Genomic DNA, 25,289 nt, shown 5'->3' with positions numbered 1-25,289 from the left:
AGCGACCATCATCGCCGCAAGCGCGGCCGGGGTGAACCGCCGCGCGCGTTGGTGTGGCGGTCAGTGCTCGAGTTTCCCCAGTGCGCTGTCGAGCACCCGTTGCAGCTTCTTCGCCGCGCCGTTGATCGCGCCGCGCACGTTCTCGGCGTCAGCGGTGGCCGCGAGCGGCTGCAGGCCCTCCACCCGCGCCTCCATCGTGCAGTGCTTGTCGGCGGCACCGGACTTGCCGCCGTTGGTGTCGGCCAGGTGGACCTCGACCCGGCCAACCCGGTCACCGAAGCGGGCGAGGGTATCGCTGACCACCTGTTCGACGTGCTGGGCGAGCGGCTCGTCGCCCTGGATGTGGTGGTCGGTGTTGAGTCGGACTTTCATGCGAATACCTCCGTTGGAAGCGGGTGGGGTCGGTCGATGCAGGCTAACGCCGGGCCCATTCACGCCGCGAGAAGGTGCCGGCGGCCTCGTGCCGGCCGGTAAAATGGGCCGATGATCGTCAATCTCGCCGCCTACCACTTCACCCGGGTCGAACACCCGGAGACCATGGCCAACGCCCTTCGCGACTGGGCAGAGGCCGGCGCGCTGCGCGGCACGGTGCTGGTGGCGGGCGAGGGGATCAACCTGTTCCTGGCCGGTGGCGCGGCGGCGGTCGACGGCTTCCTGGAGCGGTTGCGCGGCGACCCACGTTTCGCCGCGATCACGGTCAAGCTCAGTCACAGCCGGGCCCAGCCGTTCGCGCGACTGAAGGTCAAGATCAAACCGGAGATCATCAGTTTCCGCCGCGACGACGCGTCGCCGCTGGCCGGCCGCGCGCCGGCGGTGGCACCGCGCGACCTGGCACGCTGGATCGCCCAGGGTCATGACGACAGCGGCCGACGGCTGGTGCTGTTGGACACACGCAACCGCGAGGAGGTCGGACACGGCACCTTCGCCGGCGCGCTGACCCTGCCGATCGACAACTTCACCGATCTGCCCGGTGCGCTGGCGCCGCACCGCGAGTCGCTGGCCGACGCGACCGTGGTCAGCTTCTGCACCGGCGGGATCCGCTGCGAGAAGGCTGCGCTGTGGTTGCGCGCCGACGGCATGGACAACCTGCTGCAGCTCGATGGCGGCATCCTGGGGTACTTCGAGCAGGTCGGGGGCGAGGGCTACGACGGCCGTTGCTTCGTGTTCGACGAGCGGGTCGCGCTGGATCCGGCGCTGCAGCCGCTGGTGGATGGGGAGCGGGCGTAAGCGCGAGGCCGTTGTAGGAGCGGCTTCAGCCGCGATCGTGGAATCGTGCACCCGCGCCGACTGACGATCGCGGCTGAAGCCGCTCCTACAAGAGCGCGTTCCGCTGTAGCCACTCCACCGCACCCGATCCCGCGCGCCGGCCGCTGGCAAAACACGCCGTCAGCAGGTAGCCGCCGGTCGGCGCTTCCCAGTCGAGCATCTCCCCGGCGCAGAACACGCCGGGCATCGCCTCCAGCATCAGTCGGGCGTCCATCGCCTCCAGCCGCACGCCGCCGGCGCTGCTGATCGCCTCTTCGACCGGTCGTGCGCGCTTGAGCACGAGCGGCAGGCGCTTGATCGTCGCCGCCAGCAACGCATCGTCGTTCATCCGCTCCCGACCAATTACCTCGAACAGCAATGCCGCCTTGGCTCCCGACAACCCCGCCTGCCGGCGCAGGTGGTCGCTGGCGCTGCGGCCGTTGCGCGGCTTGCCGAGGTCGCGTTGCAGGCGGGCGAGTTCGCGGCCCGGCGCGAGGTCCAGATGCAGCGTCGCCACGCCGTCGCGGGCGATCGTCTCGCGCAACGGCGCCGACAGCGCATAGACAAGACTGCCTTCGATGCCGGTTTCGGTGACCACGCACTCGCCCTGCTGCGCGTGCTCGCGACCGTTCTCTTGCCAGTATGCGACCACCGGTTTCAGCGGCGCGCCGGCGTGGCGGCTCGCGAAGTGCGCGCTCCAGCCGATGTCGAACCCGCAGTTGGAAGGAGTCAGAGGGGCGACGTCGACGCCGCTTGCGACCAGCGCTGCCTGCCATGCGCCGTCGGAACCGAGCTGCGGCCAACTGGCACCGCCTAGCGCGAGCACGGTCGCCGCGGCTACCACGCGATGCTCGCCATCGGGCGTGTCGAAGCGCAATGCGCCGACGTTGGCCCAACCCAGCCAGCGGTGTTGCACATGGAAGCGCACGCCCTGTTCACGCAGCCGCCGGACCCAGCCGCGCAGCAGCGGTGCCGCCTTGCGGTCGGTCGGAAAAACCCGGTCGGAGCTGCCGACGTAGGTGTCGACGCCAAGCCCGTGCGCCCACTCGCGCAAGGCGTCGGCATCGAAATCGTCGAGCCAGGCGGCGACCGCGTCGCCGCGTTCGCGGTAGCGCGCGTCGAAACCGGGCCGCGGCTCGGCATGGGTCAGGTTGAGCCCGCCCTTGCCGGCGATCAGGAACTTGCGTCCGACCGAACCCTTGGCCTCGAACAGGTCGACCTCGACCCCCGCCGTGCGTGCGACCTCGGCGGCCATCAGGCCGGCGGGACCGCCGCCGATGATGGCGAGGCCGGGCAGGGGGTGGGAACTATCGGGCATGAGTCACACGGGTCTTTTAAGACTGGAAGGATCGCACGCTCGTGGCAGCCTCGGGCTCTTGTAGGAGCGGCTTCAGCCGCGATCTGGAATCGGATGAGGGGCCGGACACCCGATCGCGGCTGAAGCCGCTCCTACAAAATCGAGGGCAGGCATCGGCGATCAGCTGCGGTAAGGTCCGTGTTTTGTTTCCGGGGATCGATCTGATGCACGTCCAAACACGCAGGGTGCGCGCCATCGCACTGGCACTCGGCTTCGCACTCGCTCATGGCGCGTCAGCGCAGACGGCGCCCGAAGTTCTCGAGACGAAGGTCGCCGCGCCGGCTGGCACCTCTGCGGCCCTGCAAACCTTCGACGCCTACGTCGAAAACGTCCGCAAGCAATTCGACGTGCCCGCCATCGCCGTCGCCATCGTCAAGGACGGCAAGGTCGTGCTCGAGCGCGGCTACGGGGTCAAGGACCTGCAGTCGCGCGAGCCGGTCGACGAGCACACCCTGTTCGCGATCGCCTCCAACACCAAGGCTTTTACCGCCGCCTCGCTGCAGATGCTGGCCGAGGACGGCAAGCTCGACATGGACGACCGGGTGATCGACCACCTGCCGTGGTTCCGCATGTCCGAGCCCTACATCACCCACGAGATGCGCATCCGCGACCTGCTCGCGCACCGCAGCGGCCTGGCCCTCGGCGCCGGTGACCTGCTGTACTGGCCAGGCACCGACTACAGCACCGAGGAGGTCGCCCGGCGCCTGCGCCACGTCCCGATCGACGGCGGTTTCCGCGCGGGCTACGCCTACGACAACATCCTGTTCGGCGTCGCCCAGCTGGTGATCGAGGCCGCCAGTGGCCAGTCCTACGAGGACTTCTTGCGCAGCCGCATCCTGCAGCCGCTCGGCATGGACGCGACCCGCTTCAACAGCGACCACCTGCAACCGGGCGACAACGTCGCGACCGGCTATTCCAAGGCCAACTTCGAAGACCTGGTGCCGGCGCCGCTGATGTCGTGGAGCAACGTGTCCGGCGCCGGCGGGCTGTATTCCAGCGCGCATGACCTGACCCGATGGGTCCGCGCACAGCTCGACCAGGGCGTCATTCCCGGCAGCGATGGCGACCGACTGTTCAGCGAGGAAAGCCAGCGCGACATGTGGACGGTGTTGACGCCGATCCCGGTCGGCAAGACCGAAACCCCCGAACTCGAAGCCGCCCAGCCCAATTTCCGCGGCTACGGCCAGGGCTGGAACCTATCGGACTACCGCGGCGAAAAGCTGGTCTGGCACACCGGCGGCTGGCCCGGCTTCTACTCGCGGATCACGATGGTGCCGGAGCAGGAGATCGGTGTGATCGTGCTGACCAGCGCCGAGGTTGGCGGCGCCTTCAACGCGGTGACGATGCGCGCACTGGACGAGATGCTCGACGCCCCGAAGACCGACTGGACGGCTGCCTATGCCAAGGCCCGCGGCGCGGCCGAGGACGAGGCCGCGACCGACTGGCACAACCACCAGGCCGAACGCGACGCCGACGACAAGCCTTCGTTGCCGCTGGCCGACTACGCCAGCACCTACACCGACCGCTGGTACGGCGATGTCGAAATCAGCCGACAGGGCGACACCCTGCGGATCGCCTTCAGCCACAGTCCGGCGTTGGTCGGCAGCCTCTCGCACTGGCAGCACGACACCTTCGTGGTGCGCTGGGACCAGCGCTGGCTCAACGCCGATGCGTTCCTGACGTTCAGCCTCGACCCCGACGGCCAGATTCGCGAGGCGCGGATGGAGGCGATCTCGCCGATGACCGACTTCAGCTTCGACTTCCACCACCTGCGGCTGGTCCCCGCAGAACCCACCGAACCCGAGTCGGAACCGGAGTCCTGACATGAGCTGGATCGGCATCGTGCTGGTAATCGTCGGCCTGTGGCTGGCCCTGAAAGTCGCGGGTTTCGCGTTGAAACTGCTGATGTGGGCGCTGGTGCTGCTTGGCCTGTACTGGCTGCTGGCGCCTCTGCTCGGGTTGCCACCTGTGTTCTGAGCGCGGCGCCCCCATCTCCATGGTTCGACCCCACCCAGGTTCCGACATGGTCCCGTACTCGCTCCTCGACCTCGCCCCCGTCACCGAGGGCAGCGACATTCGCCAAGCGTTCGCCAACACCCTCGACCTGGCGCGCCATGCCGAGCGGTTGGGCTATCGCCGCTACTGGCTGGCCGAGCACCACAACATGCCCGGCATCGCCAGCGCCGCGACCTCGGTGCTCATCGGCCACGTCGCCGGCGGCACCTCGACGATCCGGGTCGGCGCGGGCGGCATCATGTTGCCAAACCACTCGCCGCTGCGGGTGGCCGAGCAGTTCGGCACCCTGGCCGCGCTGTATCCGGGCCGGATCGACCTGGGCCTGGGGCGCGCGCCCGGCACCGACCAGGCCACGATGCGGGCACTGCGCCGCTACGTCGACGGCGCAGACACGTTCCCGCAGGACGTCGTCGAGTTGCTGCATTACTTCGAGCCCGCGCAGCCCGGCCAGGCGGTGCGCGCCGTGCCCGGCGCCGGCCTCGAGGTGCCGGTGTGGCTGCTCGGTTCCAGCCTGTTCAGCGCAAAGTTGTCCGCCGCACTGGGGCTGCCGTTCGCGTTCGCCTCGCACTTCGCGCCGGACGCGATGGATCAGGCACTGGCGCTGTACCACCGCGAGTTCACACCCTCCGCGCGATTGCAGAAGCCTTACGCGATCCTGGCGTTGAACGTGGTCGCCGCCGAAAGCGACGACGAGGCGCGGCGGCTGTTCACCACCCAGCAGCAGGCGTTCGTCAACCTGCGCCGCGGCCGACCGGGACTGGTACCGCCGCCGATCGACGACATCGAGTCGTGGTGGACGCCAGTGGAGAAGCACGGCGTCGAACGCGCGCTGGCCTGCGCCGTGGTCGGTAACGCGGACACGGTGAAGCAGGGCATCGCCGCGTTCGTCGACCGCCACCGGCCGGACGAGTTGCTGCTGACCGCCAACGTGTTCGACCACGCCGCGCGGATACGCTCGTTCGAGATCGCCGCGGACGTGATGCGGGCGGGTTGAGCACTACTGCTTCTTGACGTCGACCAGCTCGACCTCGAACACCAGCGAGGCATTCGGCGGGATCACCCCGCCGGCGCCCTTGCGGCCATAACCCAGCGCCGACGGAATCAGCAGCACCCGTTGCCCGCCGACGCGCATGCCGGCGACGCCGTCGTCCCAGCCGCGGATCACCCGCCCGGCGCCGAGCAGGAACGTGAACGGTTCGCCGCGCTCGCGCGAGCTGTCGAACTGCTCGCCGCGCTGGTCCGGCGCGTTCTCGTCGTACAGCCAGCCGGTGTAGTGGACGCTGACCTCGTCGCCGGACGAGGCGACCGCGCCGGTCCCGGTCTTGAGGTCGATCCGCTGCAGCTCGGCGACACTGCCGCCCGGCGGAGGCCCCGGATCCGCACAGGCGGCCAGCAACACTCCGTACAGCAGCAAGGCAAAGAGACGGAACGGGCGCAGGCGCATCGGTCGGGTTCCTGTATGGCTCCGCTCAGGTTAGCCGATCCGTCCGCGACGTTGCCGCGGCATTCGACCATACTGGCCGCCATTTCCAGGACGAACCGCGAATAGATGAGAACCCCCGCAGGCTTGCAGCCGCTGATCGACGACGGCGTCATCGACGAGGTGTTGCGCCCGCTCAAGAGCGGCAAGGAAGCGTCCGTCTACGTGGTCCGCGTCGGCGAGGAGATCCGCTGCGCCAAGGTCTACAAGGACATGGCCCAGCGCAGCTTCCAGCAGCGCGTGCAGTACCAGGAAGGCCGCAAGGTGCGCGGCAGCCGCCAGGCGCGCGCGATCGGCAAGGCCACCAAGTTCGGCCGCAAGGAGCAGGAAGCGGCCTGGAAGAACACCGAGGTCGATGCGCTCTACCAACTGGTCGATGCCGGCGTGCGCGTGCCGCAGCCGCACGGGTTCTTCAACGGCGTGCTGGTGATGGAACTGGTGGTCGACGCCGACGGCCATTCGGCGCCGCGGCTGGGCGAGGTCGAGCTGTCGCCGGTTCAGGCGCGCGGGTTCCACCGCTTCCTGGTCCACCAGGTGCAGAAGATGCTGTGCATCGGCCTGATCCACGGCGACCTGTCGGAGTACAACGTACTGGTCGCGCCCGACGGCCCGGTGGTGATCGACTTCCCGCAGGTGGTCAGCGCCGCCGGCAACAACGCCGCGCGGCGGATGCTGCAGCGCGACGTCAACAACCTGACCCTGAGCCTCGGCCGGTTCGCCCCGGAGCTGCTGTCGACCCACTACGCCGAGGAGATGTGGGCGCTGTACGAAGTCGGCGACCTGCGGCCCGACAGCGAGCTCACCGGCGAGTTCGAGTTCGACGAATCCAGTGCCGACCTCGACAGTGTGCAACTGGCGATCCGCGACGCCCGCGAGGAAGCGCTGATCCGCCAGCAGGGCCGCGAGATGGCCGAACAGGACGACTGACGGCGCCGAACACGCGTGCATAACCCCGACGGGCTTACGGTCGCTGCATCGACCGGCACCGAGGAGATCGACATGCACACAGTTCCGCCGAACGCGCTCGTGGTCGTGGCCGATGGCACCGGCGCGCGGGTGTTCCGCAACCAGGGCGATGCGCGCGCCGTATCGCTGCACCAGTTCCAGCTGCTGGAACTGATGAACATGAACGACGACGGCCCCGCGGGCAGCCTGCCGGACGGCGCGACCGGCTATCAGATCGACAAGGCCACGTTCGCCAAGCAACTGGCGCAACGGCTCAACGACACCGCGCTCAAGGGCGCCTACGACGACCTGGTGCTGATCGCCGACGAGCAGACCCTCGGCGAGATGCGGCCACTGCTGCACAAGGAAGTCCAGAACCGGCTGCGGATCGAACTGGGCAAGAACCTGACCAACGTCCCGCTCGAGGAGATCGAGCGCGAACTGTCCTGAACGGGCTTCTCCGGGGGGCGTACCGGAGCGTCACGCCGGTTACACGCCTGCATAACTTTGCAGCCACTAGTGTCGCGCAGCAGTCCGCGCAATGCGCGCTCCCCCGACCGAGGAACCCACGATGAAGCGTTTCAATACCCTAGCTCTCCGTACTGCCACCGTGATCGGCGCGCTGGCACTGGCCGGCACCGCGTTGGCCAACGAGGAAAAGTGGCAGAAGCTCGACACCAACGGCGATGGCATGATTTCCGCGCAAGAGCACGACGCCGGTGCCACGGCGATGTTCCAGGAAGCCGACGCCGATGGCGATGGCAGTATCACCGCCGCCGAGATGGATTCCGCCCACGCGGCGAAAGGCGGTGCACACGGCAAGTCCTCCGCCGAAATGATCCAGAAGATGGACACTGATGGCGACGGCGCCGTGTCCGCGGCCGAACACGCTGCGGGCGCCCAGGAAAAAATGACCAAGCTCGATGCCGATGGCGATGGCAACATCAGCCAGGCCGAGTTCGAGGCCAAGAACGACCGTTAAAGCACCGCTCGCACCAGTGGGCGCGCGGCACTCAGGCCGCGCTGCCCGCCGCATGGCCCGACGCCCAGGCCCATTGGAAGTTGTAGCCGCCGAGCCAGCCGGTGACATCGAGCACCTCGCCGACGAAGTACAGGCCCGGCACGTGGCGCGACTGCATCGTGCTCGACGATACCCCGTCGGTATCGACCCCGCCCAGGGTGACCTCGGCCGTCCGGTAGCCCTCGGTGCCGCTGGCGACCAATGGCCAGTCGGCCAGCACCGCGGCGACCTCGCGCAACTGCGGCAGGTTGAACTGGCGGATCGGCCGGTTGGGTTGCAACTGCGGCAGCCAAACCTCGCACAGGCGTTGGGCGAAACGCTTGGGTAGCAGTTCGCCGAGTAGGGTTCGCAGTTCCGCGGCCGGCCGCTCGGCCTGCAGTTGCAGCAGCGCGTCGAGCGCGTCGCGGCCCGGCAGCAGGTCGAGCCGCAGCGTATCGCCGGGCTGCCAGTACGACGAGATCTGCAAGATCGACGGCCCGCTGATGCCGCGATGTGTCACCAGCATGTAATTGCTGAAGTCCTGTCCGTTGCAACTGGCGGTGACAGGCAACGCCACGCCGCTGAGGTCGGCCAGCCGCTCCTGGTGCTTGCCGCTGAGCGTCAGTGGCACCAGCCCGGCGCGGGTCGGCAGCAGCGCATGGCCGAATTGCCGCGCCAACTCGTAGCCGAACCCGCTGGCGCCCATGCTCGGGATCGACAGCCCGCCGCTGGCCACCACCAGCGCCGGCGCGGCGAACGCCCCGCGCGCGGTGTGCAGGTGGAACATTTTGCTGCCGGTCGCGCCGGCCTCGCCATGCACCACCCGGTCGACGCCGCAGGAAGTCTCGATCCGCACCCCGGCATCGCTGCACTCGTCGAGCAGCATCTTCACGATCAGCTTGGATGACACGTCGCAGAACAGCTGGCCCAGCTCCTTCTCGTGCCAGGCGATGCCGTGGCGCTCGACCATCTCGATGAAGTGCCACGGGGTGTACCGGGCGAGGGCGGACTTGCAGAAATGCCGGTTGGCCGACAGGAAGTTCTCCGGCGACGTGCCGGTATTGGTGAAATTGCAGCGCCCGCCGCCCGACATCAGGATCTTCTTGCCGACCTTGTTGGCGTGCTCGACCACCAGCACCCGCTTGCCGCGGCGCCCAGCGGTGACCGCGCACATCAGCCCGGCGGCGCCGCCGCCGATCACCAGGACGTCGTAATGCTCCATCGCCGCGCGCGGTCGCTCAGCGCGGCGCCATCCGCACCGTCGGCCGCACCGAGGTGCTGCCGCGCTCGCCCATCAACTGCAGTTCGCCGTCCTGCATCAGCGCGTTCAGGCGCATCCCGCGCTCGCCGATTGCCGGCAGCGCGTCGACCACCTCGGCCGGGAGGTCGATCACGGTGACGTTCTTCAGCCGAGTCAGCGAACTGGCGATCTTGTCCCACCAGATGTCCGACGCACGGCCACCGTAGTTGACCACCACCACCTGCTCGGCGCGGCCACTGGCCTTCTTGATCCGCGACTCGTCGGGATGGCCGAGCTCGATCCACAACTGGATCTCGCCGGTGTAGTCGCGCTTCCACAACGCGGGCTCGTCCTCGTCGCTGATCCCGCGGCCGAACTCCAGCCGCTCGTCGGCATACAGCGCGAACGCCAGCAACCGCACCATCAGCCGCTCGTCGGTTTCCGACGGATGCTGGGCGAGGGTGAGGTTGTGGGTCGCGTAGTAGTGCCGGTCCATGTCGCTGACCTGCAACTCGGCTTTGACGACGGTGGAATTGAGGGCCATTGGCGATGGGCTCGCGGAAGGGCAGCCATTCTAGCGTCCATGGCCAGGTCGCGTTCCCCCGGACCACGCTCGTCGAGCGCCTCCACCGGCGTCAGGGCAGCTGCTCGAACTTCGCAAGTTGGTCGGTAAGTTCGAACCAGGGGGCTTTCGACGCGGTAAATATGTGGACGTTGGGTCTCTGCGTGGGCGCGTCGTCCAGGATGCCGAGCCGGACAATGTAGCTTCCGAGTTTCAGCTTCTTGGAAAACAAACTTGCACCGCAGGTGCCGCAAAAACACAAGTCCGTTTCCTCGGAATTATGGTAGCAAGAGACAAGTTCCTCGCCCGAGACGATCTCGAAATTCTCGGCGCCGACAAGTCCGCCCGCGGCGAATGCCGAGCCGGACCATTTCCGGCACTCCGAGCAGTGACAGTAACCGACAAAGTGGAACTGGTCGGCCACGCGAATTTTTACGTTGCCACACAGGCAAGAACCGGTTAAATATTTCATCGAATTCTCAATTGCTTAAAGTTGGTCGAACAGTACCTATTCGCCGACCTTGTCACGACGATGTTTGCCCAGGATCGCTCCCAGAGACGCAAGGACGGCATAGGATGCGATTATCACCGGTGCCCCTGCCCAAGAGTATCCTGGCACTAGAGATACAGGAGCAATAAACAACAGTACGCCTACCGCGCCACCGATAGTGCCATGCAAAACACGCCTGTCAGGCGCACGGTAGGCCGCTACGTACCCGGCGACCACAGGAACCATGTAGCCCAACACGGTAAACAACGACCACCCGGCCGTGCCTATGGGTGAAGGGCCAACGTTTACTACGCCCGTACCGATGACGCTCATGGCCAACCAGCCGGCGATAAATGTGGCGAATCCGTAACCGATTGCCTTGAGATCAAGGGGGAATATCATCTGGGCTCTCCAGGCAGTACCTAGGCTCGTTTGATCCTGTAGCGGAGCGGCGTCGGCTTGAATGAATTGTCAGGCCGCAGCCAGTTCTGGGCCTAACGCTCGAATCGGCTTGAACGAATTGTTAGGCGCCAAACTACTTGCAACGGGCCGCCCCACGCAGCGTGGCGACAAGAGTGCCAGCGTCAACTTGAACTGAAGGCGCCGGGTCCGGGGTGAGGTCATATCCGGTTGGACACTCGATTGAGGCAGCTGTTTCCAGCATGTCGCCTAGCTGCAGCGTGGCTTCACTTGAGGCGTCGGCGCAGCGGTCTTGCCGGTCACGACTAATGCAACTGAGCCATCGGGTTAGCGAGTGGCTGTGTAGTTGCTAATAGCGTCAGCAGAGGAGTGCGGGGAGTTGGTAGCGCATGCCGCGAGCGTTATGAGTGAAATTGAGAGTGCGAGAGCTTTCATGCTGAAGTTCTCCATGATTTGACGACGTGTCATTTGGNCCAATACCGCTGCACTTTGAGCAGTAAGGCCAGTCTCAAAGCGCCCAGCAAGCTGAGTTAGGAAAGGCTTAACCAAGTGTGCGTCAAAGTTGGCCGATGCTTCGACTAAGCCATCAGTGGCAATAGGCTCTTTGCCGGATCTGAGGCCAATTGCAGCAAAGAGTGCTAACGGTAGTGACAAAGCTGCCTCCAGGGGCCTAACGCCTGAGTTAAGCCGAACCGCGTAGTGGAGCCAAAGGCATGGCAAGCTTAACCTGCCATGCCTTTGGTGGAACGAAGCGGTTTCGGCTTGAACGAATTGTTAGGCGGCCTACGGCAGAGGTAGGCCGTACGATCTTGGTATTTGCGCGCCCTTTGCAGCATGTCGCTATCACCTTCGGCGCCAGAAGAGCACATATGAAAGCAACCGCCTCCGACGCCCTTGGCGCATCCGCTACGGATGCATGATAGGACACACGCATCTGTTGCGTCACAACGTTCGGCAGATGCCGCAAGGTAATCTCGATCCTCGGGATACGAAAAAGTAATGCCGCTAAGGTGGCAATACTTAGCCCAAGGCTTGCCTGAATTGCTTGACACGGACGAGCTTGATTGAGCCGCAGTGCCCGCAGCCGACAGAAGCAGTAGAAAACTGAGCAATGCGATTCTAGACATGGCCGCCTAACGCCTGAGTTAAGCCGACTTGTGTAGCGTAGCCGACAACGTGGCAAGCTTTACCTGCCCCGTTGTTGGTGTAGCGAAGCAAGTTCGGCTTGAACGAATTGTTAGGCACCGGCCCGTGAACCGCACACCTAGATCGTTCGATCGGCGGTCCCGCGGGATCTTAACCGGTCAAGAAGTGCTGAAAGAGACCAGCGCAGTGCAGGCAGCAGCCGCCCCTCCTTCGCTGCGGCGGTCGCGAGCAGTTCTTTGGCACGGAGCAGTCCTAGTGTCAACGCTGCCTTGGCATGGTGGCGCGCGAAAACGACCTGCTCCGGGCTGGGTGATTGATCGAGGACGATCTTGGCGCACATATAGTGTCCAATACGGTTGTCGAACTCTGCCATTTTCTCGTAAACGCGTAGCGCCTCGGGAATATCCTGGACCCCAGTCTTGCCTAAATACTTGATGCGAGCATAGCCGAGCGCTGCCTCTACGGAGCCGCCGAGCTCTACCGCCATGGTGTAGTTATGCAGCGCCTTTTCTGCGTCAGGCTTCAGGTCACTCGCACCGAGCTCATAGATGGCGCCCAAGAGGGCGTGGCCGTGTGAGTCGCCTTTTGCAATCAGACGCTCGGCATGCTTCCGCGCGTCGAGGCCTGACCCGTCGCGAAGCCGATCGAGTGCCCGGCCGTATGCGGGCACATCAAGAATGTTGGTGATCTTGGGGTCGCGTTGTCTGGACAAGCCGACGATCTCGATTCCGCTGCCTAACGCCTGAGTTAAGCCGACTTGCGTAGTGGAGCCAAAGCCATGGCAAGCTTTTTGGCCATGGCTTTGGTGGAACGAAGCAAGTTCGGCTTGAACGAATTGTTAGCTTGCAAGCGGTGGCTCCTCCTGCAAGCTCTCCAGAAACGCTCGATTAACGCCTCTGAAGGAGGTGGCGACGTGGCGCAGTTCGCCGTGGAGCTTGGCCAAGCTTGCGAGCACCTCGGTGTGCTTGCCAGCTTCTAGGTCCGCACCATATACCTCAAAGAAGTGGTGAACTACATTATTGCGGCGATCTAGTAATAACTGAAAGTAACTTTCTAGATGGGCGACACTGCCTTCCGTTACGGTCACATTTGCAAGGAAGCGTTTTACGACCTCGCCCAAAGAGCGGCGCCTTAGCCCCTGATGTCGCTGGATTACGGACGTCGTCGCTGGTTGATCCATAGCCGCCACGACCAGCTTGAGATTGCGCTCAAGCTCTTGGCTCTGAAGCACAATCAGGCCAATGTTGTGGGCAAGTTTACTGGCGAGTGGCAACTGATCTGTCATTGCAAGCTAACGCTTAGTAGATCCCCAAAGTGGGGTATTAAAGGATCGTCGCCTGCGGCGGTGGGCGGCGTCAATCAGGGAAATCTTACACAACACCAACGACTTATCCGCTTTCGACGTCGCGACGGATGTCGGACGCTGGATGGAAATCCGGCGTTTGTGAGGTGTCATGTCTTATCGCCCCGAAGATGCGGTGTTATCTGGCGGGAAAGGCGCGTCGGACGGGGCTTCAACGCCGACCTCCACTTTTCAGGAGCGGGTGCGGGCGCCGCGGTTGCTGGAGCAGGTTCGCGCGCGTTGCAGGGTCAGGCACTACAGCGTTCGCACCGAGCAGGTGTATCTGTACTGGATCAAGCGCTTCATCCTGGCCTACGGCAAGCGGCATCCGCGCGATCTGGGAGTGGTCGAGGTCGAGGCGTTCCTGTCATCGCTGGCCACGCGCGACGATGTGGCGGCCAGTACCCAGAACCAGGCGCTGTCGGCACTGTTGTTCCTGTACCGGCAGGTGCTCGGCATCGACCTGCCGTGGATGGAGTCGGTGGTGCGGGCCAAGCGGCCGCAGAAGATCCCGGTGGTGTTGTCGCGCGAGGAGGTGGCGCGGCTGCTGGCGCTGCTCGATGGGCAGGTATGGCTGATGGGGGCGCTGTTGTACGGGACCGGGATGCGGTTGATGGAATGCTTGCGGCTGCGGGTCAAGGACGTGGACTTCGGTCGCAACGAGATCTGCGTGCGCAACGGCAAGGGCGGCAAGGATCGACGGGTGCCGTTGCCGCGCAAGTTGCGCGAGCGGCTTCGCGAGCAGGTCGGGCGGGTGCGCGTGATCCATGGCCAGGATCTGCTGCTCGGGCTGGGTGAGGTCCATCTGCCGCACGCGCTGGCGCGCAAATATGTCAATGCGGGACGCGAATTCGGTTGGCAGTACGTGTTTCCGTCGCCGCGACATTCGCTGGACCCGCGCAGCGGCCGCAAGCGCCGCCATCATGTCGACGAGGCGGTGCTGCAACGCGCGGTCAAGACGGCGAGGGAGCGCGCAGGTATCGACAAGCCGGCGACCTGCCATACCCTGCGCCATTCGTTCGCCACCCATCTGCTGGAGTCGGGCCAGGACATCCGCACGGTGCAGGAACTGCTGGGCCACAAGGACGTGGCGACCACCCAGATCTACACCCACGTGCTGGGGCGCGGCGCGGGCGGGGTACTGAGTCCGCTGGATCGCGACTGACCCGAGCGGAGGGGCTGGTCCAGGTCGATCAGCGCAGCAGCACCAGCGTCGCCAGCCCGAGGAAACTCAGGAACCCCATCACGTCGGTCACCGTGGTCAACACCACGCCGCCGGCCAGCGCGGGGTCGAAGCCGAGTCGCTTGAGCGTCATCGGCACGATCACGCCGCCGGTCGCGGCGGTCAGCAGGTTGATGGTCAGGGCGCTGCCGATCACCAGCGACAGCATCGGGTCGCGGAACCACCACAGCACGATCAGGCCCAGGCCGACGCCCAGGCACAGGCCGTTGATCAGCGCGACCGCCAGTTCCTTGCGCAGCAGCACGCCGACGTTGGACGAGCCGATCTGGCCCAGCGCGAGGCCGCGGATCATCAGCGCCAGCACCTGGGTGCCGGCGTTGCCGCCCATGCCGGCGACGATCGGCATCAGGATCGCCAGGGCGACGATCTGCTCGATCGCGCCCTCGAAGCGGCCGATCACGCCGGCGGCGAGGAACGCGGTGCACAGGTTGACGCCGAGCCAGATCAGCCGTCGCCGGAACGCGCGCCGCACCGGCGAGAACAGGTCCTCGTCCTCGTCCAGGCCGGCGGCGCTCAAGGCCTGGTGCTCGGCCTGCTCGCGGATGATGTCGACCACGTCATCGATGGTGATGCGGCCGAGCAGGGTGTGGTTGTCGTCGACCACCGGCGCGCTGAGCCAGTCGTGGTCGGAGAACTGCCGGGCCACCTCGTTGGCCGACTCCTCGACGTCGATCGCGGGCTGCTCGTCGTCGATCAGCCGGTTGATCGGGGTGCTGGCCTCGTGGGTCAGCAGCGCGGCCAGGGCGATCCGGCCGAGGTACTGGTGGCGGCGGCTGACCACGTACAGGTGGTCGGTGTGCTCGGGCAACTCGCCGCGCAGGCGCAGGTAGCGCAGCACCACGTCGACGGTGGTGTCGGTGCGCACGGTCACCACGTCGGGGTTCATCAGGCGCCCGGCGGTGTCCTCGGGGTAGGACAGCACCTGCTCGAGCCGCTCGCGGTTCTCGCGGTCCATCGACTTGAGCACTTCGTCGATGACGGTGTCGGGCAGGTCCTCGACCAGATCGGCGAGGTCGTCGATGTCGAGGTCTTCGACCGCGGCGACGATCTCGTCGGGGTCCATGTGCGCCAGCAGGCTCTCGCGGACCTCGTCGCCGACGTGGACCAGCACCTCGCCGTCGTCCTCGGCGTCGACGAGGCCCCACACGATCATGCGCTTGCCGGGCGGCAGCGATTCCAGCAGGTTGCCGATCTCGGCCGGCGACAAGGTGTTGACCAGGCGCTTGACCGGGCCGAGGCGGCCGCTGTCGAGCGCCTCGGAGAGCAGCCGCAGCTGGCGCGAGGTCTTGTCGTGGCGGACGGCTTCGGCCATGCGGGCTCCGGGGCGGGCGGAAGAGCCGCAGCGTCGCCGGGTGTCCCGGGACGGAGTGCGACCGAATCAGGTGGTCATGGCTGCATTATCGCTGTTGCGCTCGCCGCTGCCCAGCGGGCTTGTTGTAGGAGCGGCTTCAGCCGCGATCGGGAGTCGGACGAGCGACCGGCCATCCGATCGCGGCTGAAGCCGCTCCTACAGGGTTACGAGGTCAGTGCCCGATCTGCGCGTCGACCCAGCGTTCGATGTCATTGCGGTCTCGCGCACGCATCAACGCCGGCGCGTTCGCGCGCAGCCGGTCGAGGTCGCAGTTGCGGATGGTCCGGCGCACCTCCAGCAGGCTGGTCGGGTGCAGGCTGAACTGTTCCAGCCCCAGCGCCAGCAGCAGTGGTGCGAACCGGGCGTCGCCGGCGACCTCGCCGCAGACCGCGATCGGCACGTTGCGCGCGTTGGCCAGGCGGATCGCGTCGCGCAGCAGCCGCAGCACCGCCGGGTGCATCACCGTGTAGAGCTCGCCGAGCGCCTCGTTGTTGCGGTCGGCGGCAAGCAGGTACTGGATCAGGTCGTTGGTGCCGATCGACAGGAAGTCGACCCCGCCGATGAAACTCGACAATCCGATCGCCGCCGCCGGCACCTCGATCATCGCCCCGAGCGCGACGAAGTCGGCGATTTCGTGGCCTTCGCTGCGCAGGTCGCGGGCGATCCGCATCATCTCGGCGCGCACGGTGCGCACTTCCTCGCGGCTGCTGATCATCGGCAGCAGGATCCGCAACGGGCCGTAACCGGACGCGCGCAGCATCGCCCGCAACTGGGTTTCCAGCAGGCCGGTGCGCGCCAGCGACAGCCGCACGCCGCGCAGGCCGAGCGCCGGGTTGGGTTCGTCGCGCAAGGCCAGGCCGGTGCGGTCGGCCTTGTCGGCGCCCAGGTCGAGGGTGCGGATCGTCACCGGTCGTCCGCTCATGCCCAGGATCACGTCGCGGTAAGCGCGGAACTGCTCCTCTTCGTCGGGCAGTTCCATCCGCTGCAGGAACAGGAATTCGGTTCGGTACAGGCCGATCCCGGTCGCGCCCAGCGCATGCGCCTCGGCGACGTCCTCGCGCGACTCGGCGTTGGCGTAGATCTCGATCTCGGTACCGTCACGCGTGCGGTTCGGCTCGCTGCGCATGCGGTTGAGCTCGCGCAACTCGCGCGCATAGCCGCGCTGGCGGGCGCGGTGGCTGCGCAGGTCGTCGGGCGCGGGTTCCAGCACCACCCGGCCGCTGCCGCCGTCGACGATCAGCGCGTCGCCGTCGTTGACCCGTTGCAGCACGTTGGCGACGCCGACCACCAGCGGCAGGTGCAGACTGCGGGCCAGGATCGCGCTGTGCGACAGCGCGCTGCCAACGCTGGTGACGATCGCGACCACGCCCTGCGCCTGTAGCTGCGCCAGTTCGGCGGGAGCGACGTTGTCGGTCACCAGGATCTCGCCGGCCACGCCTTCCATGCCGACATCGCGGCGGTGCAGGGCGGCGTGCACGCGGCCGATCACCTGGTCGATGTCGTCCAGCCGGCTGCGGAAGTAGGCGTCGTCCATCGTCTCGAACACCGAGGCGATGCGATCGCGCTGCAGCCGCAGCGCGTAGTCGGCGCTGTAGCGGCCGGTGCGGATCAGCTCGTCGAGCCCCTGCAGCAGTTCCGGGTCGTCCAGCAGCAGCGCGTGCAGGTCGAGGAACTCGCCGACCTCGCGGGCGAGGGCGCCATGCAGGCGCTCGCGCATGACGTGCATCTCGGTGCGCACCCGGTCGATCGCGTCGTGCAGGCGCCGCAATTCGGCTTCGACCGCCTCGGCGGCGATGCGCTCCTCGACCACGTCGAGCACATGCGGCAGGCGCACCCGGGCACGGCCGAGCGCGCTGCCGCGCGAGGCCCCATGTCCGGAGAATTCCTGTCGCACCGGCGCGCCTTACTGGTCTTCGTCGAAGCGGCGGTCGAACAGGCTCTGGACCGCCTCGGCCACCGTCTGCTCGTCTTCGCCGTCGACCCGCAATTTGACCGCGGTCCCCTGGCCGGCGGCGAGCAGCATCACCCCCATGATGCTCTTGGCGTTGACCTCGCGACCCTTGGCGGTCAGCGTCACGTTGCAGCGGTAGCCCGACAGCAACTGCACCAGCTTGGCGGTGGCACGCGCATGCAGGCCGAGGCGGTTGGAGACGGTCAGTTCACGTTCGATCATGGGGGAGGTTTCCTGTGGTTCCGTCTTTCGGCACCGTCTCGATGGTGGCGCTCAGGTATCGTCCAGTTGCACGCCGTTGCGGGCGCCAGCGGCGGCGACCGCCGGCAGTTCGTCCAGTGGCAGTTCGGCGTAGTTCATTACCCGCAGCAACATCGGCAGGTTCAGTGCCGACACCCTCCGTACCGGGGTGCCGAGCCGCGCGACCCGTGCGGCCAGGTTGCTCGGGGTGGCGCCGTAGAGATCGGTCAGCACCAGCACGCCGTCGCCACCGTCGACCTTGCGCAACGATGCGCTGGCCTGCGGCAACAACGCATCGGGATCGCCGTCGAACGGCACCTCCAGCGCCTCGATCGGCAGCGGCAGGGTGCGCAACAGGCGCGTGGCCACTGCCACCAGCGCGCTGCCGATGCCGGGATGGGTGATGAGGAGGATGCCGACAGCCATCCGGAGAAGTTAACAGACGGGGGTGAATTCCCGGAAGGCGCGGGCGCCGGGCCTGCGCGCCAGGCACGACGCGTCAGTCCAGCTCGCGATGGTGCACCGCGACCTCGTCCCAGCCGCTCTGGCGGGCCCGGGCGGCCATGTGTTCGGCCAGGTAGACCGAGCGGTGGCGGCCGCCGGTGCAGCCGAACGCGACGGTGATGTAGCTGCGGCTGGTGTCGGCGTGCATCCGCGGCAGCCAGGTGTCGAGGAACTGGCCGACCTGCGAGGCGAACGCGGTCACGTCCGGCTGCGCATCGAGGTAGGCGGTGACGGCGGCATCGCGGCCCGACAGCGGTCGCAGGGTCGGGTCCCAGTGCGGGTTGGGCAGGCAACGGGCGTCGAACACGAAGTCGGCATCGGCCGGCACCCCGCGGCGGTAGGCGAACGACTCGAACAGCAGCGACACGCTGCCGTCGTCGCCCAGGCCGAACTCGGTGATGACGTGGCGGCGCATCTGGTGGACGTTGAGGTCGCTGGTGTCGAGCACGATGTCGGCCAGTTGCCGCAACGGCTTGAGCACCTGCCGTTCCAGCGCGATCGCGTCGGCCAGCGACAGGCCGAGCTGGCTCAGCGGGTGGCGCCGGCGGGTGTCGGCGTAACGCTTGAGCAGGATGTCGTCGCGGCTTTCGAAATAGATCAGCTTGGGGTCGAGGCCGAGCGCGCCGACCGCCGACAGCCACGACGGCAGGCTGCTGAGGTCGTTATGGCTGTTGCGCACGTCGATTCCGACCGCCAGCTTGGCGGCGGTGCTGCCGTCGCCGGTGGCGCTCCTGACGAACTGCGGCAGCAGCTCGGCTGGCAGGTTGTCGACGCAGTAGTAACCCAGGTCCTCGAAGGTCTTGAGCGCAACCGACTTGCCCGAGCCGGACATGCCGCTGACGATCACCAGGGTGGCGTGGGGCGCGCTGGAGTTGGGGACGGTGATCATCGTGACTCAGCTCTCGCCGCGTTCGAGGAAGTTGCTGTGCCGGGCGATGAACGCCGCGGCCGGGTCCATGCCCTTCATCCGCAGGCTGTGCAGGCGCGCGGCGGCCTCGGCCAGCACCGCGAGGTTGCGGCCCGGCATTACCGGCAGGGTGGTGGTTGGCACGTCGAGGTCGAGCACCCGGCGCGCGCTGTTCTCGCCGGTCAAGCGCTCCAGCCCGGTCATCTCCGGGCCGGGCGGATCGCCGGCGCGGGTCGGGCGGGTCAAATGGATGATCAGGCGCAGGTACTTGTTGCCCTTGACCGCGGTGTCGCCGAACATCTCGCGGATGTTCAACACGCCCAGGCCGCGCACTTCCAGCAGGTCCTGCAGCATCTCCGGACAGGTGCCGTCGAGCACGTCCGGAGCGATCTGGGTGAACTCGGGCGCGTCGTCGGCGACCAGCCGGTGGCCACGGCTGATGAGTTCCAGCGCGAGCTCGCTCTTGCCGGCGCCGGCATCGCCGGTGATCAGCACGCCGATCGAGTAGATCTCCATGAACACGCCATGCAGGGTTACCCGCGGCGCCAAGGTGCGGGCGAGGTGGTACTGCAGCAGGTTGAGCAACTCGTGGCCGCGGCAGCTCGAGCCCCACAACGGCGTGCCCGACTCCTCGGCCGCGACTATCAGGTCGGCGGGGCAGGACTGGCCCTTGCTGATCACCAGCGCCAGCGGCCGGAACTGGATGATCTTCTCGATGGTTTCCCAGCGGTGGCGCGAATCCAGCGCATCCAGCCAGGCCAGTTCCTCGGTGCCGAGGATCTGCACCTTGTTGGGGTAGATCGCATTCAGGTAACCGGCCAGCGAAGGCCGGCGTGCGAGGGTCTCGCCGGCTTCGAGGAAGCGGTCCTCGCCGGCCTGGCCGGCAAACCAGCGCAGGTCGAGGCGCTCGCATTGCTGCTCGAACAGCTCGCCGGCGCTGATACGGGCGTACATCGGCATCGTCAGGCCGTCGTGGTCTTGGGGGACAGGGGGCGGGTCGACGGCTGCAGCAGGCAGCGGCGCAGTTCGGCGAGGTCGACCGCCGTGCGCAGGCGTTCACGGAACGCGGCGTCGGCGAACTGCTCGGCCACCTCCGCCAGTTGCTGCAGGTGCTCCTGCAAGGAGTGCTCCGGCACCGCCATCGCCAGCACCAAGTCGACCGGCTGGCCATCGGCGGCGCCGAAGTCGACCGGTTCGGCCAGCCGCAGGAACGCGCCGCGGGTGGTGGCGAGCCCGCCCACCCGGCCGTGCGGAATCGCCACGCCGTGGCCGATCGCAGTGCTGGCCAGTTGCTCGCGCGCGTGCAGGCTGGCGCCGATCGTCGCGGCGTCGACGGCGGCCGTGGCCAGCCGTGGCGCGGCCGCGTCGATGACCGCGTCGCGGTCACCGGGCGTGTTCAGGATGGCGATGCGATCGCCATCGAGCAACTGCTGCAGCGGCATCGCGACTAGCCGAATTCGCCGCTGCGGGCGAGGCTTTCGCCACGGTGGTGGTCGACCTGCTGTTCCTTGTGCTTCATCAGCAGGCGGTCGAGCTTGTCGGTGAGCAGGTCGATCGCGGCGTACATGTCGATCGCGGCGGCGTCGGCGTGGAGGGTGCGGCCGGCGAAGTTGACGGTGGCTTCGGCGCGGTGGTCGGGCTTGTCGAGGCTGAGCTGGGTGCGCACGTCGAACGGCTGGTCGAAGTGCCGCTGCAGGCGGCCGAGCTTGGTTTCAACGTAGTCGCGCAGGGCGGCAGTGACTTCGACATGCTGGCCGTGGGTTTCGATACGCATCGGAGACCTCCTCTAACGTCGCGACTGGGAGTCCAGCATAGCCCAGCCCGGCGTCGATGGCTGCCCGCTCAGCCCATCCGCACGCGATCCTGCGACGAGGCAATACCCATGGCCTCGCGATACTTGGCGACGGTGCGGCGGGCGACCGGAATCCCGGTGGATTTCAGGCTTTCGGCCAGACGCGCGTCCGACAGCGGCTTGCGCGGGTTCTCGGCGTCGATCAGCTGCCGGATCATCGACTGGATCGCGGTGCTGGAGGCTTCGCCACCGCCGCCGGTGTCGATCCCGGAGGCGAAGAAGCCGCGCAGCGGGATGGTCCCGCGCGGGGTGCGAGCGTATTTGCGGGCGATCGCGCGCGAGACCGTGGATTCGTGCAGGCCGACCTCGGCGGCGACCTCGCGCAGGGTCAGCGGCCGCAGCGCGCTGTCGCCGAATTCGAGGAAGCCGGCCTGCTGGCTGAGCAGGCAGCGGGTCACCTTGAGCAGGGTGTCGCCGCGCGCCTCCAGGCTCTTGAGCAGCCAGCGTGCTTCCTGCAGGTGGCCCTTGAGGTAACTGGCGTCGGACGCGCTGGCGTGGCGGATCATGCCCTCGTAACCGCGGTGGATGCCGACCCGCGGACGCATGCTGTCCGACAACGCGACCCGCCATACGCCGTGCTGGCGCCAGATGACCACGTCGGGGGCGACGTAGGTGTCGGTCGAGATCGCGCCGATCTGGGCGCCGGGGCGGGGGTCGAGCGAGCGCAGCAACTGCACCGCGGTATCGACCTGCGCCGGGTCGAGCTTCATTTCCGCGGCCAGCCCGGCGACCCCGACCTTCGGCAGGCGTTCGAGCACGCCGTTCGCGAGCTTGCAGGCCAGTGCCTTGCCCGGGGTGTCGTCGGGCAGCGGCTGCAATTGCAGGCGCAGGCACTCGGCGAGGTCGCGGGCGCCGACGCCGACCGGGTCGAAGCGCTGGATCTGGCACAGCGCGGTGTTGATCTCTTCGCAACCGGCGTGGAAGTCGGTGCCCAGGGTCGCGGCGATCGACTCCAGCGATTCGTGCAGGTAGCCGTTGTCGTCGATCGACTCGATCAGCGCCACCGCGATCTGGCGGTCGCGCGGCGACAGCGGACTCAGGTGCAACTGCCACAACAGGTGGTCGTGCAGCGTTTCGGTTTCGGCGACCTGCTCGGCGGCCGAACCTTCGTCGCCGGGGTCGCCCGGGCCGACGCGCTGGTACCAGGTATCGCCGTCGCTGCCGCTCCAGTCGGCTTCCGGCGGGATCGCGGTGTCCATGCCAACGCCATCGGTGTCATGGCGGTCGTCCTGGCGGCCATCGTCGCGGCGTTCGCCGTCGCCCGGCGAGGCCGGCTCATCATGGGTGGCGAGGGCCGGGGTTTCGGTCCAGTCCAGCAGCGGATTGCTTTCGACCGCGTTGACCAGCTCGGCCTCCAGCTCGACCGCCGACATCTGCAGCAGGCGGATCGCCTGTTGCAGTTGCGGGGTCATGACCAGGTGTTGGCCGAGCGAGGTCTGGAGGCGGGGCTTCATGATGGAAAACAAACGCGGGCGGGAGAGGCCGACGGCCGCTGCGGCGCATCATGATCGCTGCACGCGCAGCGCCTTGGGCTACAGGCGGAAGGTTTCGCCCAGATACACGCGACGGACGTCGGGATTGGCCAGCAGCGCGTCCGGAGCCCCCTGCGCGAGCACGCCACCTTCGTTGAGGATATACGCGCGGTCGCAGATTCCCAAGGTTTCGCGGACGTTGTGGTCGGTGATCAATACGCCGATGCCGCGATTCTTGAGGTGGCGCACGATTCGCTGGATCTCGCCGACCGAGATCGGATCGACGCCGGCGAACGGTTCGTCCAGCAGCATCAGTCGCGGCTTGCCGGCGAGCGCGCGGGCGATCTCGACCCGGCGACGCTCGCCGCCCGACAGGCTGGCGCCGAGCTGGTCGGCGACGTGGGTGACCTGCAGTTCCTCCATCAGCGACTCGAGCTCACGCTCGCGGCCGGCCTTGTCGAGGTCCTCGCGCAGCTCCAGCACCACCCGCAGGTTGTCGGCGACCGACAGCTTGCGGAACACCGAGGGCTCCTGCGGCAGATAGCCGACGCCGTACTTGGAGCGCACGTACATCGGGTCGCCGGTGATGTCCTTGCCGTCGAGCGTGATCTGCCCGGCGTCGGCCGGGACCAGCCCGACGATCATGTAGAAGCAGGTGGTCTTGCCGGCACCGTTGGGGCCGAGCAGGCCGACCACTTCGCCGGCATCGAGGGTCAGGCCGAAGTCGCGGACGATCTCGCGCGAGCGGTAGGCCTTGCGCAGGCCCTGGGCGACCAGCATCAGCCGCCCTCCGCGGCGGAGTCGTCGGCCGGTTCCGGCGCGGTGTCACTGTCCTCGGCCGCGCCTGTGTCCCTCGGCAGGATCCGCATCCGGACCCGGCCATTGCCTTCGCCACCACTGGTGACCTGGCCGTTGACCATGTTGTAGACCACGCGCTCGCCGCTCAGGCTGCCGCGCGGCTGCTTGATCACCACGTCGCCGGTGAACACCACGGTCTCGTTGTTGACGTTGTAGTCGATCCGGTTGGCGACCGCGTTCATCGGGCTGCCGTCGTCGAGGACCTGCTGCAGGCGTGCCGGGCTGCCGATGAGCAGCACGCGGGAAATGTCGCCGCCACGGGTGTAGATCTCGGCGCGGCCGGATTCGGCGTGCAGGCTGCCCTGGTCGATGGTGACACCGCCCGACAATACGGTGGGGGTGGCATCGTCGAGGCTGCCCTGCTGCATGCCGGACTCGGCAATCAGCGGCTGGTTGCGGTCGGACTTGCGCGCCAGTGCCGCGGGGCTGCAGCCGATGGCCAGTGCGATCAGCAACCAGGTCGCGGTCGTGCGGTGGGGGATGTTAAGGGGCATACCGGGAGCGGACCTCGGATTGGAGCGTGTACTGCTTGCGGGCCAGGTTCACTTCCAGGCCATTGCCGCGAAGTATAGAGCCCGGTCTATTAATGGTGACCGCGACCGGCGAGGTCACCCGGTCGGCCTCGGGGAACACGCTGAGCTGTTCGGTGGTGATGGTGACCGGCATGTCGGTGCTGCCGTCGCTTTCGGCCTTGACCGCGCCACGCAGGCGCAACTCGTCGCCTTCGGCGCTGACCCAGCCGGTGTCGGCGCGTACCTGCCAGGCATCGCCATTGCTGGAGCCCTCGCGTGGCGGGATCAGGAACAGCGGAGTTACGATCTCCATCGTCTCGGTGCCGGGGTCGCGCGCCAGTTTCGGGGCACGCAGGGTGAAGGTCTCGCGGCCCTGGGCGTCCAGCGCGACCAGGGTGAAGTCGTGCAGCACGTAGTCGGGACGGCTGTCGGCGGCGGCGACGGTGTCGCTCGGGGCGTTGCGCTTGGACCACAGCGACCAGCCGCTGATGGCGGCGATCGCCAGCAGGCCGAGCGATACCAGCACCCGCCAGCTCATCGACGGCAGGTTGATGCCGGCGGCGCTCATGCGTTGCCCTCGACCCGCACGCCTTCGATCCGGGTGACATCTTCGAGCAGGGACTCGACCCGGCCTTGCGCGGCCAGGAGCAGGTCGCAGAATTCGCGCGCCGCGCCCTGGCCGGCAGCGGCGGCGGTGCGCCAGTTGACGCGCTCGCGGACCCACGGATGGGCGCTGGCCGGCGCGGCCGAGAAGCCGACCTGCGACATCACCCTCAGGTCGGGCAGGTCATCGCCCATGAACGAGACCTCGTCCATGCCGATGCCGAGGCGCGCGGCGATCTCGCCGACCCGCGCCAGCTTGTCGGCGACCGCGGTGTGCACCTCGGTCAGGCCCAGCTCGGCGGCGCGGCGTTCGGCGATTGTGCTGGCGCGCGCGGTGATGAAGGCGACCTCGATCCCGGCCTTGCGCAGCAGTACCAGGCCGAGGCCATCGTGGACGTGGAAGGCCTTGAGCTCGCGGCCCTCGCTGTCGAACAGCAGGCGGCCGTCGGTCAGGGTGCCGTCGACGTCGAAGCAGGCCAGCCGCACCCGCGCGGCGCGTTCGCGGATGTGCGCGGGGTAGTCGTCGTGGTGGTTGTAGGACATCGTGCTGTAG

General features: G+C 67.2%; 30 protein-coding genes. 8 read left to right on the top strand and 22 right to left on the bottom strand.

The genetic code is table 11. The features are described 5' to 3' along the window. Positions 1 to 60: 60 nt before the first annotated feature. Positions 61 to 372, bottom strand: a complete 312-nt coding sequence (locus SNE34_RS03335) for an HPF/RaiA family ribosome-associated protein (protein WP_332614723.1) — start codon at positions 370 to 372, stop codon at positions 61 to 63. Positions 373 to 483: 111 nt separating this feature from the next. Here SNE34_RS03335 and SNE34_RS03330 point away from each other — a divergent pair, with 111 nt between their 5' ends. Next, entirely contained in the window at positions 484 to 1,227 is a 744-nt protein-coding gene (locus tag SNE34_RS03330) for a sulfurtransferase (RefSeq protein WP_332614721.1), read from the top strand. Between the two features lie 85 nt (positions 1,228 to 1,312). Here SNE34_RS03330 and SNE34_RS03325 read toward each other — a convergent pair whose 3' ends face one another. Beyond that, the gene (locus SNE34_RS03325) at positions 1,313 to 2,563 is read right to left on the bottom strand and encodes a TIGR03862 family flavoprotein (protein WP_332614719.1); all 1,251 of its coding nucleotides are present in this window, start codon (positions 2,561 to 2,563) and stop codon (positions 1,313 to 1,315) included. Positions 2,564 to 2,766: 203 nt separating this feature from the next. Between SNE34_RS03325 and SNE34_RS03320 the strand changes: the two genes are divergently transcribed. The 3 genes from SNE34_RS03320 to SNE34_RS03310 are packed head-to-tail and all read left to right on the top strand — an operon-like array spanning position 2,767 to position 5,612. Beyond that, positions 2,767 to 4,425 carry a serine hydrolase gene (locus tag SNE34_RS03320; RefSeq protein ID WP_332614717.1) on the top strand — a complete coding sequence of 553 codons (1,659 nt, stop codon included), beginning with the start codon at positions 2,767 to 2,769 and terminating at the stop codon, positions 4,423 to 4,425. A 1-nt stretch (position 4,426) separates the two neighbouring features. Continuing rightward, entirely contained in the window at positions 4,427 to 4,579 is a 153-nt protein-coding gene (locus tag SNE34_RS03315; RefSeq protein ID WP_332614715.1) for a hypothetical protein, read from the top strand. A 46-nt stretch (positions 4,580 to 4,625) separates the two neighbouring features. Further along, positions 4,626 to 5,612 (top strand): LLM class flavin-dependent oxidoreductase, encoded by a 987-nt coding sequence (locus SNE34_RS03310; RefSeq protein ID WP_332615662.1) that lies wholly within the window; start codon positions 4,626 to 4,628, stop codon positions 5,610 to 5,612. A 3-nt stretch (positions 5,613 to 5,615) separates the two neighbouring features. On the opposite strand, the gene SNE34_RS03305 is transcribed toward SNE34_RS03310, so the two are convergent. Next, the gene (locus tag SNE34_RS03305; protein WP_332614714.1) at positions 5,616 to 6,062 is read right to left on the bottom strand and encodes an FKBP-type peptidyl-prolyl cis-trans isomerase; all 447 of its coding nucleotides are present in this window, start codon (positions 6,060 to 6,062) and stop codon (positions 5,616 to 5,618) included. Between the two features lie 105 nt (positions 6,063 to 6,167). On the opposite strand from SNE34_RS03305, the gene SNE34_RS03300 reads away from it, so the two are divergent. From SNE34_RS03300 to SNE34_RS03290, 3 genes are all read left to right on the top strand, one after another. Next, the gene (locus SNE34_RS03300; protein ID WP_332614713.1) at positions 6,168 to 7,025 is read left to right on the top strand and encodes a PA4780 family RIO1-like protein kinase; all 858 of its coding nucleotides are present in this window, start codon (positions 6,168 to 6,170) and stop codon (positions 7,023 to 7,025) included. Between the two features lie 72 nt (positions 7,026 to 7,097). Then, a complete protein-coding gene (locus SNE34_RS03295; protein WP_332614711.1) occupies positions 7,098 to 7,493 on the top strand; it encodes a host attachment family protein in 396 nt (131 codons plus the stop codon). Positions 7,494 to 7,614: 121 nt separating this feature from the next. Further along, positions 7,615 to 8,025: an EF-hand domain-containing protein gene (locus SNE34_RS03290; protein ID WP_332614709.1), complete on the top strand. Its 411-nt coding sequence runs from the start codon at positions 7,615 to 7,617 to the stop codon at positions 8,023 to 8,025. A gap of 31 nt (positions 8,026 to 8,056) precedes the next feature. On the opposite strand, the gene SNE34_RS03285 is transcribed toward SNE34_RS03290, so the two are convergent. The 6 genes from SNE34_RS03285 to SNE34_RS03260 form a co-directional block, all read right to left on the bottom strand. Continuing rightward, positions 8,057 to 9,265, bottom strand: coding sequence for a BaiN/RdsA family NAD(P)/FAD-dependent oxidoreductase (locus SNE34_RS03285; RefSeq protein ID WP_332614707.1), 1,209 nt, complete (start codon positions 9,263 to 9,265; stop codon positions 8,057 to 8,059). A gap of 16 nt (positions 9,266 to 9,281) precedes the next feature. Then, positions 9,282 to 9,827, bottom strand: coding sequence for a YaeQ family protein (locus SNE34_RS03280; protein ID WP_332614705.1), 546 nt, complete (start codon positions 9,825 to 9,827; stop codon positions 9,282 to 9,284). Positions 9,828 to 9,918: 91 nt separating this feature from the next. Then, entirely contained in the window at positions 9,919 to 10,317 is a 399-nt protein-coding gene (locus SNE34_RS03275) for a GFA family protein (protein WP_332614703.1), read from the bottom strand. Positions 10,318 to 10,353: 36 nt separating this feature from the next. Further along, a complete protein-coding gene (locus SNE34_RS03270) occupies positions 10,354 to 10,737 on the bottom strand; it encodes a hypothetical protein (RefSeq protein WP_332614701.1) in 384 nt (127 codons plus the stop codon). Positions 10,738 to 12,019: 1,282 nt separating this feature from the next. Further along, on the bottom strand, positions 12,020 to 12,613 hold the full coding sequence (locus tag SNE34_RS03265) for an SEL1-like repeat protein (RefSeq protein ID WP_332614699.1): 594 nt from the start codon (positions 12,611 to 12,613) through the stop codon (positions 12,020 to 12,022). A 126-nt stretch (positions 12,614 to 12,739) separates the two neighbouring features. Further along, on the bottom strand, positions 12,740 to 13,186 hold the full coding sequence (locus SNE34_RS03260; protein WP_332614698.1) for a hypothetical protein: 447 nt from the start codon (positions 13,184 to 13,186) through the stop codon (positions 12,740 to 12,742). A gap of 274 nt (positions 13,187 to 13,460) precedes the next feature. Here SNE34_RS03260 and SNE34_RS03255 point away from each other — a divergent pair, with 274 nt between their 5' ends. Further along, complete coding sequence (locus SNE34_RS03255) at positions 13,461 to 14,408, top strand: integron integrase (protein WP_332615660.1); 948 nt, start codon at positions 13,461 to 13,463, stop codon at positions 14,406 to 14,408. Between the two features lie 28 nt (positions 14,409 to 14,436). On the opposite strand, the gene mgtE is transcribed toward SNE34_RS03255, so the two are convergent. From mgtE to SNE34_RS03190, 13 genes are all read right to left on the bottom strand, one after another. After that, positions 14,437 to 15,798 carry a magnesium transporter gene (gene mgtE, locus SNE34_RS03250; protein ID WP_332614697.1) on the bottom strand — a complete coding sequence of 454 codons (1,362 nt, stop codon included), beginning with the start codon at positions 15,796 to 15,798 and terminating at the stop codon, positions 14,437 to 14,439. A 211-nt stretch (positions 15,799 to 16,009) separates the two neighbouring features. Further along, positions 16,010 to 17,731, bottom strand: a complete 1,722-nt coding sequence (gene ptsP / locus SNE34_RS03245) for a phosphoenolpyruvate--protein phosphotransferase (protein WP_332614695.1) — start codon at positions 17,729 to 17,731, stop codon at positions 16,010 to 16,012. 9 nt (positions 17,732 to 17,740) lie between these two features. Next, a complete protein-coding gene (locus SNE34_RS03240) occupies positions 17,741 to 18,010 on the bottom strand; it encodes an HPr family phosphocarrier protein (RefSeq protein WP_332614693.1) in 270 nt (89 codons plus the stop codon). Positions 18,011 to 18,061: 51 nt separating this feature from the next. Further along, a complete protein-coding gene (locus SNE34_RS03235; protein WP_332614690.1) occupies positions 18,062 to 18,454 on the bottom strand; it encodes a PTS sugar transporter subunit IIA in 393 nt (130 codons plus the stop codon). A gap of 73 nt (positions 18,455 to 18,527) precedes the next feature. Then, on the bottom strand, positions 18,528 to 19,421 hold the full coding sequence (rapZ, locus tag SNE34_RS03230) for an RNase adapter RapZ (RefSeq protein ID WP_332614688.1): 894 nt from the start codon (positions 19,419 to 19,421) through the stop codon (positions 18,528 to 18,530). 6 nt (positions 19,422 to 19,427) lie between these two features. After that, positions 19,428 to 20,393 carry an HPr(Ser) kinase/phosphatase gene (hprK, locus tag SNE34_RS03225; RefSeq protein WP_332614687.1) on the bottom strand — a complete coding sequence of 322 codons (966 nt, stop codon included), beginning with the start codon at positions 20,391 to 20,393 and terminating at the stop codon, positions 19,428 to 19,430. Between the two features lie 8 nt (positions 20,394 to 20,401). After that, positions 20,402 to 20,881 (bottom strand): PTS sugar transporter subunit IIA, encoded by a 480-nt coding sequence (locus tag SNE34_RS03220; RefSeq protein WP_332614685.1) that lies wholly within the window; start codon positions 20,879 to 20,881, stop codon positions 20,402 to 20,404. Positions 20,882 to 20,886: 5 nt separating this feature from the next. Next, positions 20,887 to 21,213 (bottom strand): ribosome hibernation-promoting factor, HPF/YfiA family, encoded by a 327-nt coding sequence (gene hpf, locus SNE34_RS03215; RefSeq protein ID WP_332614683.1) that lies wholly within the window; start codon positions 21,211 to 21,213, stop codon positions 20,887 to 20,889. Between the two features lie 68 nt (positions 21,214 to 21,281). Next, positions 21,282 to 22,745: an RNA polymerase factor sigma-54 gene (locus SNE34_RS03210; RefSeq protein WP_332614682.1), complete on the bottom strand. Its 1,464-nt coding sequence runs from the start codon at positions 22,743 to 22,745 to the stop codon at positions 21,282 to 21,284. A 78-nt stretch (positions 22,746 to 22,823) separates the two neighbouring features. After that, positions 22,824 to 23,543: an LPS export ABC transporter ATP-binding protein gene (lptB, locus tag SNE34_RS03205; protein ID WP_332614680.1), complete on the bottom strand. Its 720-nt coding sequence runs from the start codon at positions 23,541 to 23,543 to the stop codon at positions 22,824 to 22,826. After that, positions 23,543 to 24,115: a lipopolysaccharide transport periplasmic protein LptA gene (gene lptA / locus SNE34_RS03200; protein WP_332614678.1), complete on the bottom strand. Its 573-nt coding sequence runs from the start codon at positions 24,113 to 24,115 to the stop codon at positions 23,543 to 23,545. Before lptA ends, lptB begins: the two co-directional genes overlap by 1 nt. Then, positions 24,105 to 24,701 (bottom strand): LPS export ABC transporter periplasmic protein LptC, encoded by a 597-nt coding sequence (gene lptC, locus SNE34_RS03195; RefSeq protein ID WP_332614676.1) that lies wholly within the window; start codon positions 24,699 to 24,701, stop codon positions 24,105 to 24,107. Before lptC ends, lptA begins: the two co-directional genes overlap by 11 nt. Beyond that, positions 24,698 to 25,279, bottom strand: a complete 582-nt coding sequence (locus SNE34_RS03190; protein ID WP_332615659.1) for a KdsC family phosphatase — start codon at positions 25,277 to 25,279, stop codon at positions 24,698 to 24,700. Before SNE34_RS03190 ends, lptC begins: the two co-directional genes overlap by 4 nt. Positions 25,280 to 25,289: the final 10 nt, after the last annotated feature.

Source organism: Novilysobacter erysipheiresistens, assembly GCF_036663935.1.
Lineage (GTDB): Bacteria > Pseudomonadota > Gammaproteobacteria > Xanthomonadales > Xanthomonadaceae > Novilysobacter > Novilysobacter erysipheiresistens.
The sequence above is the reverse complement of the archived record's forward strand: the minus strand, read 5'-3'. Positions and strand labels throughout refer to the sequence as shown.

What these genes read in the sequence shown, in the direction of transcription:
- SNE34_RS03335 (WP_332614723.1), bottom strand. Translation starts at nt 372, where the DNA reads ATGAAAGTCCGACTCAACACCGACCACCACATCCAGGGCGACGAGCCG.
- SNE34_RS03330 (WP_332614721.1), top strand. Translation starts at nt 484, where the DNA reads ATGATCGTCAATCTCGCCGCCTACCACTTCACCCGGGTCGAACACCCG.
- SNE34_RS03325 (WP_332614719.1), bottom strand. Translation starts at nt 2,563, where the DNA reads ATGCCCGATAGTTCCCACCCCCTGCCCGGCCTCGCCATCATCGGCGGC.
- SNE34_RS03320 (WP_332614717.1), top strand. Translation starts at nt 2,767, where the DNA reads ATGCACGTCCAAACACGCAGGGTGCGCGCCATCGCACTGGCACTCGGC.
- SNE34_RS03315 (WP_332614715.1), top strand. Translation starts at nt 4,427, where the DNA reads ATGAGCTGGATCGGCATCGTGCTGGTAATCGTCGGCCTGTGGCTGGCC.
- SNE34_RS03310 (WP_332615662.1), top strand. Translation starts at nt 4,626, where the DNA reads ATGGTCCCGTACTCGCTCCTCGACCTCGCCCCCGTCACCGAGGGCAGC.
- SNE34_RS03305 (WP_332614714.1), bottom strand. Translation starts at nt 6,062, where the DNA reads ATGCGCCTGCGCCCGTTCCGTCTCTTTGCCTTGCTGCTGTACGGAGTG.
- SNE34_RS03300 (WP_332614713.1), top strand. Translation starts at nt 6,168, where the DNA reads ATGAGAACCCCCGCAGGCTTGCAGCCGCTGATCGACGACGGCGTCATC.
- SNE34_RS03295 (WP_332614711.1), top strand. Translation starts at nt 7,098, where the DNA reads ATGCACACAGTTCCGCCGAACGCGCTCGTGGTCGTGGCCGATGGCACC.
- SNE34_RS03290 (WP_332614709.1), top strand. Translation starts at nt 7,615, where the DNA reads ATGAAGCGTTTCAATACCCTAGCTCTCCGTACTGCCACCGTGATCGGC.
- SNE34_RS03285 (WP_332614707.1), bottom strand. Translation starts at nt 9,265, where the DNA reads ATGGAGCATTACGACGTCCTGGTGATCGGCGGCGGCGCCGCCGGGCTG.
- SNE34_RS03280 (WP_332614705.1), bottom strand. Translation starts at nt 9,827, where the DNA reads ATGGCCCTCAATTCCACCGTCGTCAAAGCCGAGTTGCAGGTCAGCGAC.
- SNE34_RS03275 (WP_332614703.1), bottom strand. Translation starts at nt 10,317, where the DNA reads ATGAAATATTTAACCGGTTCTTGCCTGTGTGGCAACGTAAAAATTCGC.
- SNE34_RS03270 (WP_332614701.1), bottom strand. Translation starts at nt 10,737, where the DNA reads ATGATATTCCCCCTTGATCTCAAGGCAATCGGTTACGGATTCGCCACA.
- SNE34_RS03260 (WP_332614698.1), bottom strand. Translation starts at nt 13,186, where the DNA reads ATGACAGATCAGTTGCCACTCGCCAGTAAACTTGCCCACAACATTGGC.
- mgtE (WP_332614697.1), bottom strand. Translation starts at nt 15,798, where the DNA reads ATGGCCGAAGCCGTCCGCCACGACAAGACCTCGCGCCAGCTGCGGCTG.
- SNE34_RS03240 (WP_332614693.1), bottom strand. Translation starts at nt 18,010, where the DNA reads ATGATCGAACGTGAACTGACCGTCTCCAACCGCCTCGGCCTGCATGCG.
- SNE34_RS03235 (WP_332614690.1), bottom strand. Translation starts at nt 18,454, where the DNA reads ATGGCTGTCGGCATCCTCCTCATCACCCATCCCGGCATCGGCAGCGCG.
- rapZ (WP_332614688.1), bottom strand. Translation starts at nt 19,421, where the DNA reads ATGATCACCGTCCCCAACTCCAGCGCGCCCCACGCCACCCTGGTGATC.
- hprK (WP_332614687.1), bottom strand. Translation starts at nt 20,393, where the DNA reads ATGTACGCCCGTATCAGCGCCGGCGAGCTGTTCGAGCAGCAATGCGAG.
- SNE34_RS03220 (WP_332614685.1), bottom strand. Translation starts at nt 20,881, where the DNA reads ATGCCGCTGCAGCAGTTGCTCGATGGCGATCGCATCGCCATCCTGAAC.
- hpf (WP_332614683.1), bottom strand. Translation starts at nt 21,213, where the DNA reads ATGCGTATCGAAACCCACGGCCAGCATGTCGAAGTCACTGCCGCCCTG.
- SNE34_RS03210 (WP_332614682.1), bottom strand. Translation starts at nt 22,745, where the DNA reads ATGAAGCCCCGCCTCCAGACCTCGCTCGGCCAACACCTGGTCATGACC.
- lptB (WP_332614680.1), bottom strand. Translation starts at nt 23,543, where the DNA reads ATGCTGGTCGCCCAGGGCCTGCGCAAGGCCTACCGCTCGCGCGAGATC.
- lptA (WP_332614678.1), bottom strand. Translation starts at nt 24,115, where the DNA reads ATGCCCCTTAACATCCCCCACCGCACGACCGCGACCTGGTTGCTGATC.
- lptC (WP_332614676.1), bottom strand. Translation starts at nt 24,701, where the DNA reads ATGAGCGCCGCCGGCATCAACCTGCCGTCGATGAGCTGGCGGGTGCTG.
- SNE34_RS03190 (WP_332615659.1), bottom strand. Translation starts at nt 25,279, where the DNA reads ATGTCCTACAACCACCACGACGACTACCCCGCGCACATCCGCGAACGC.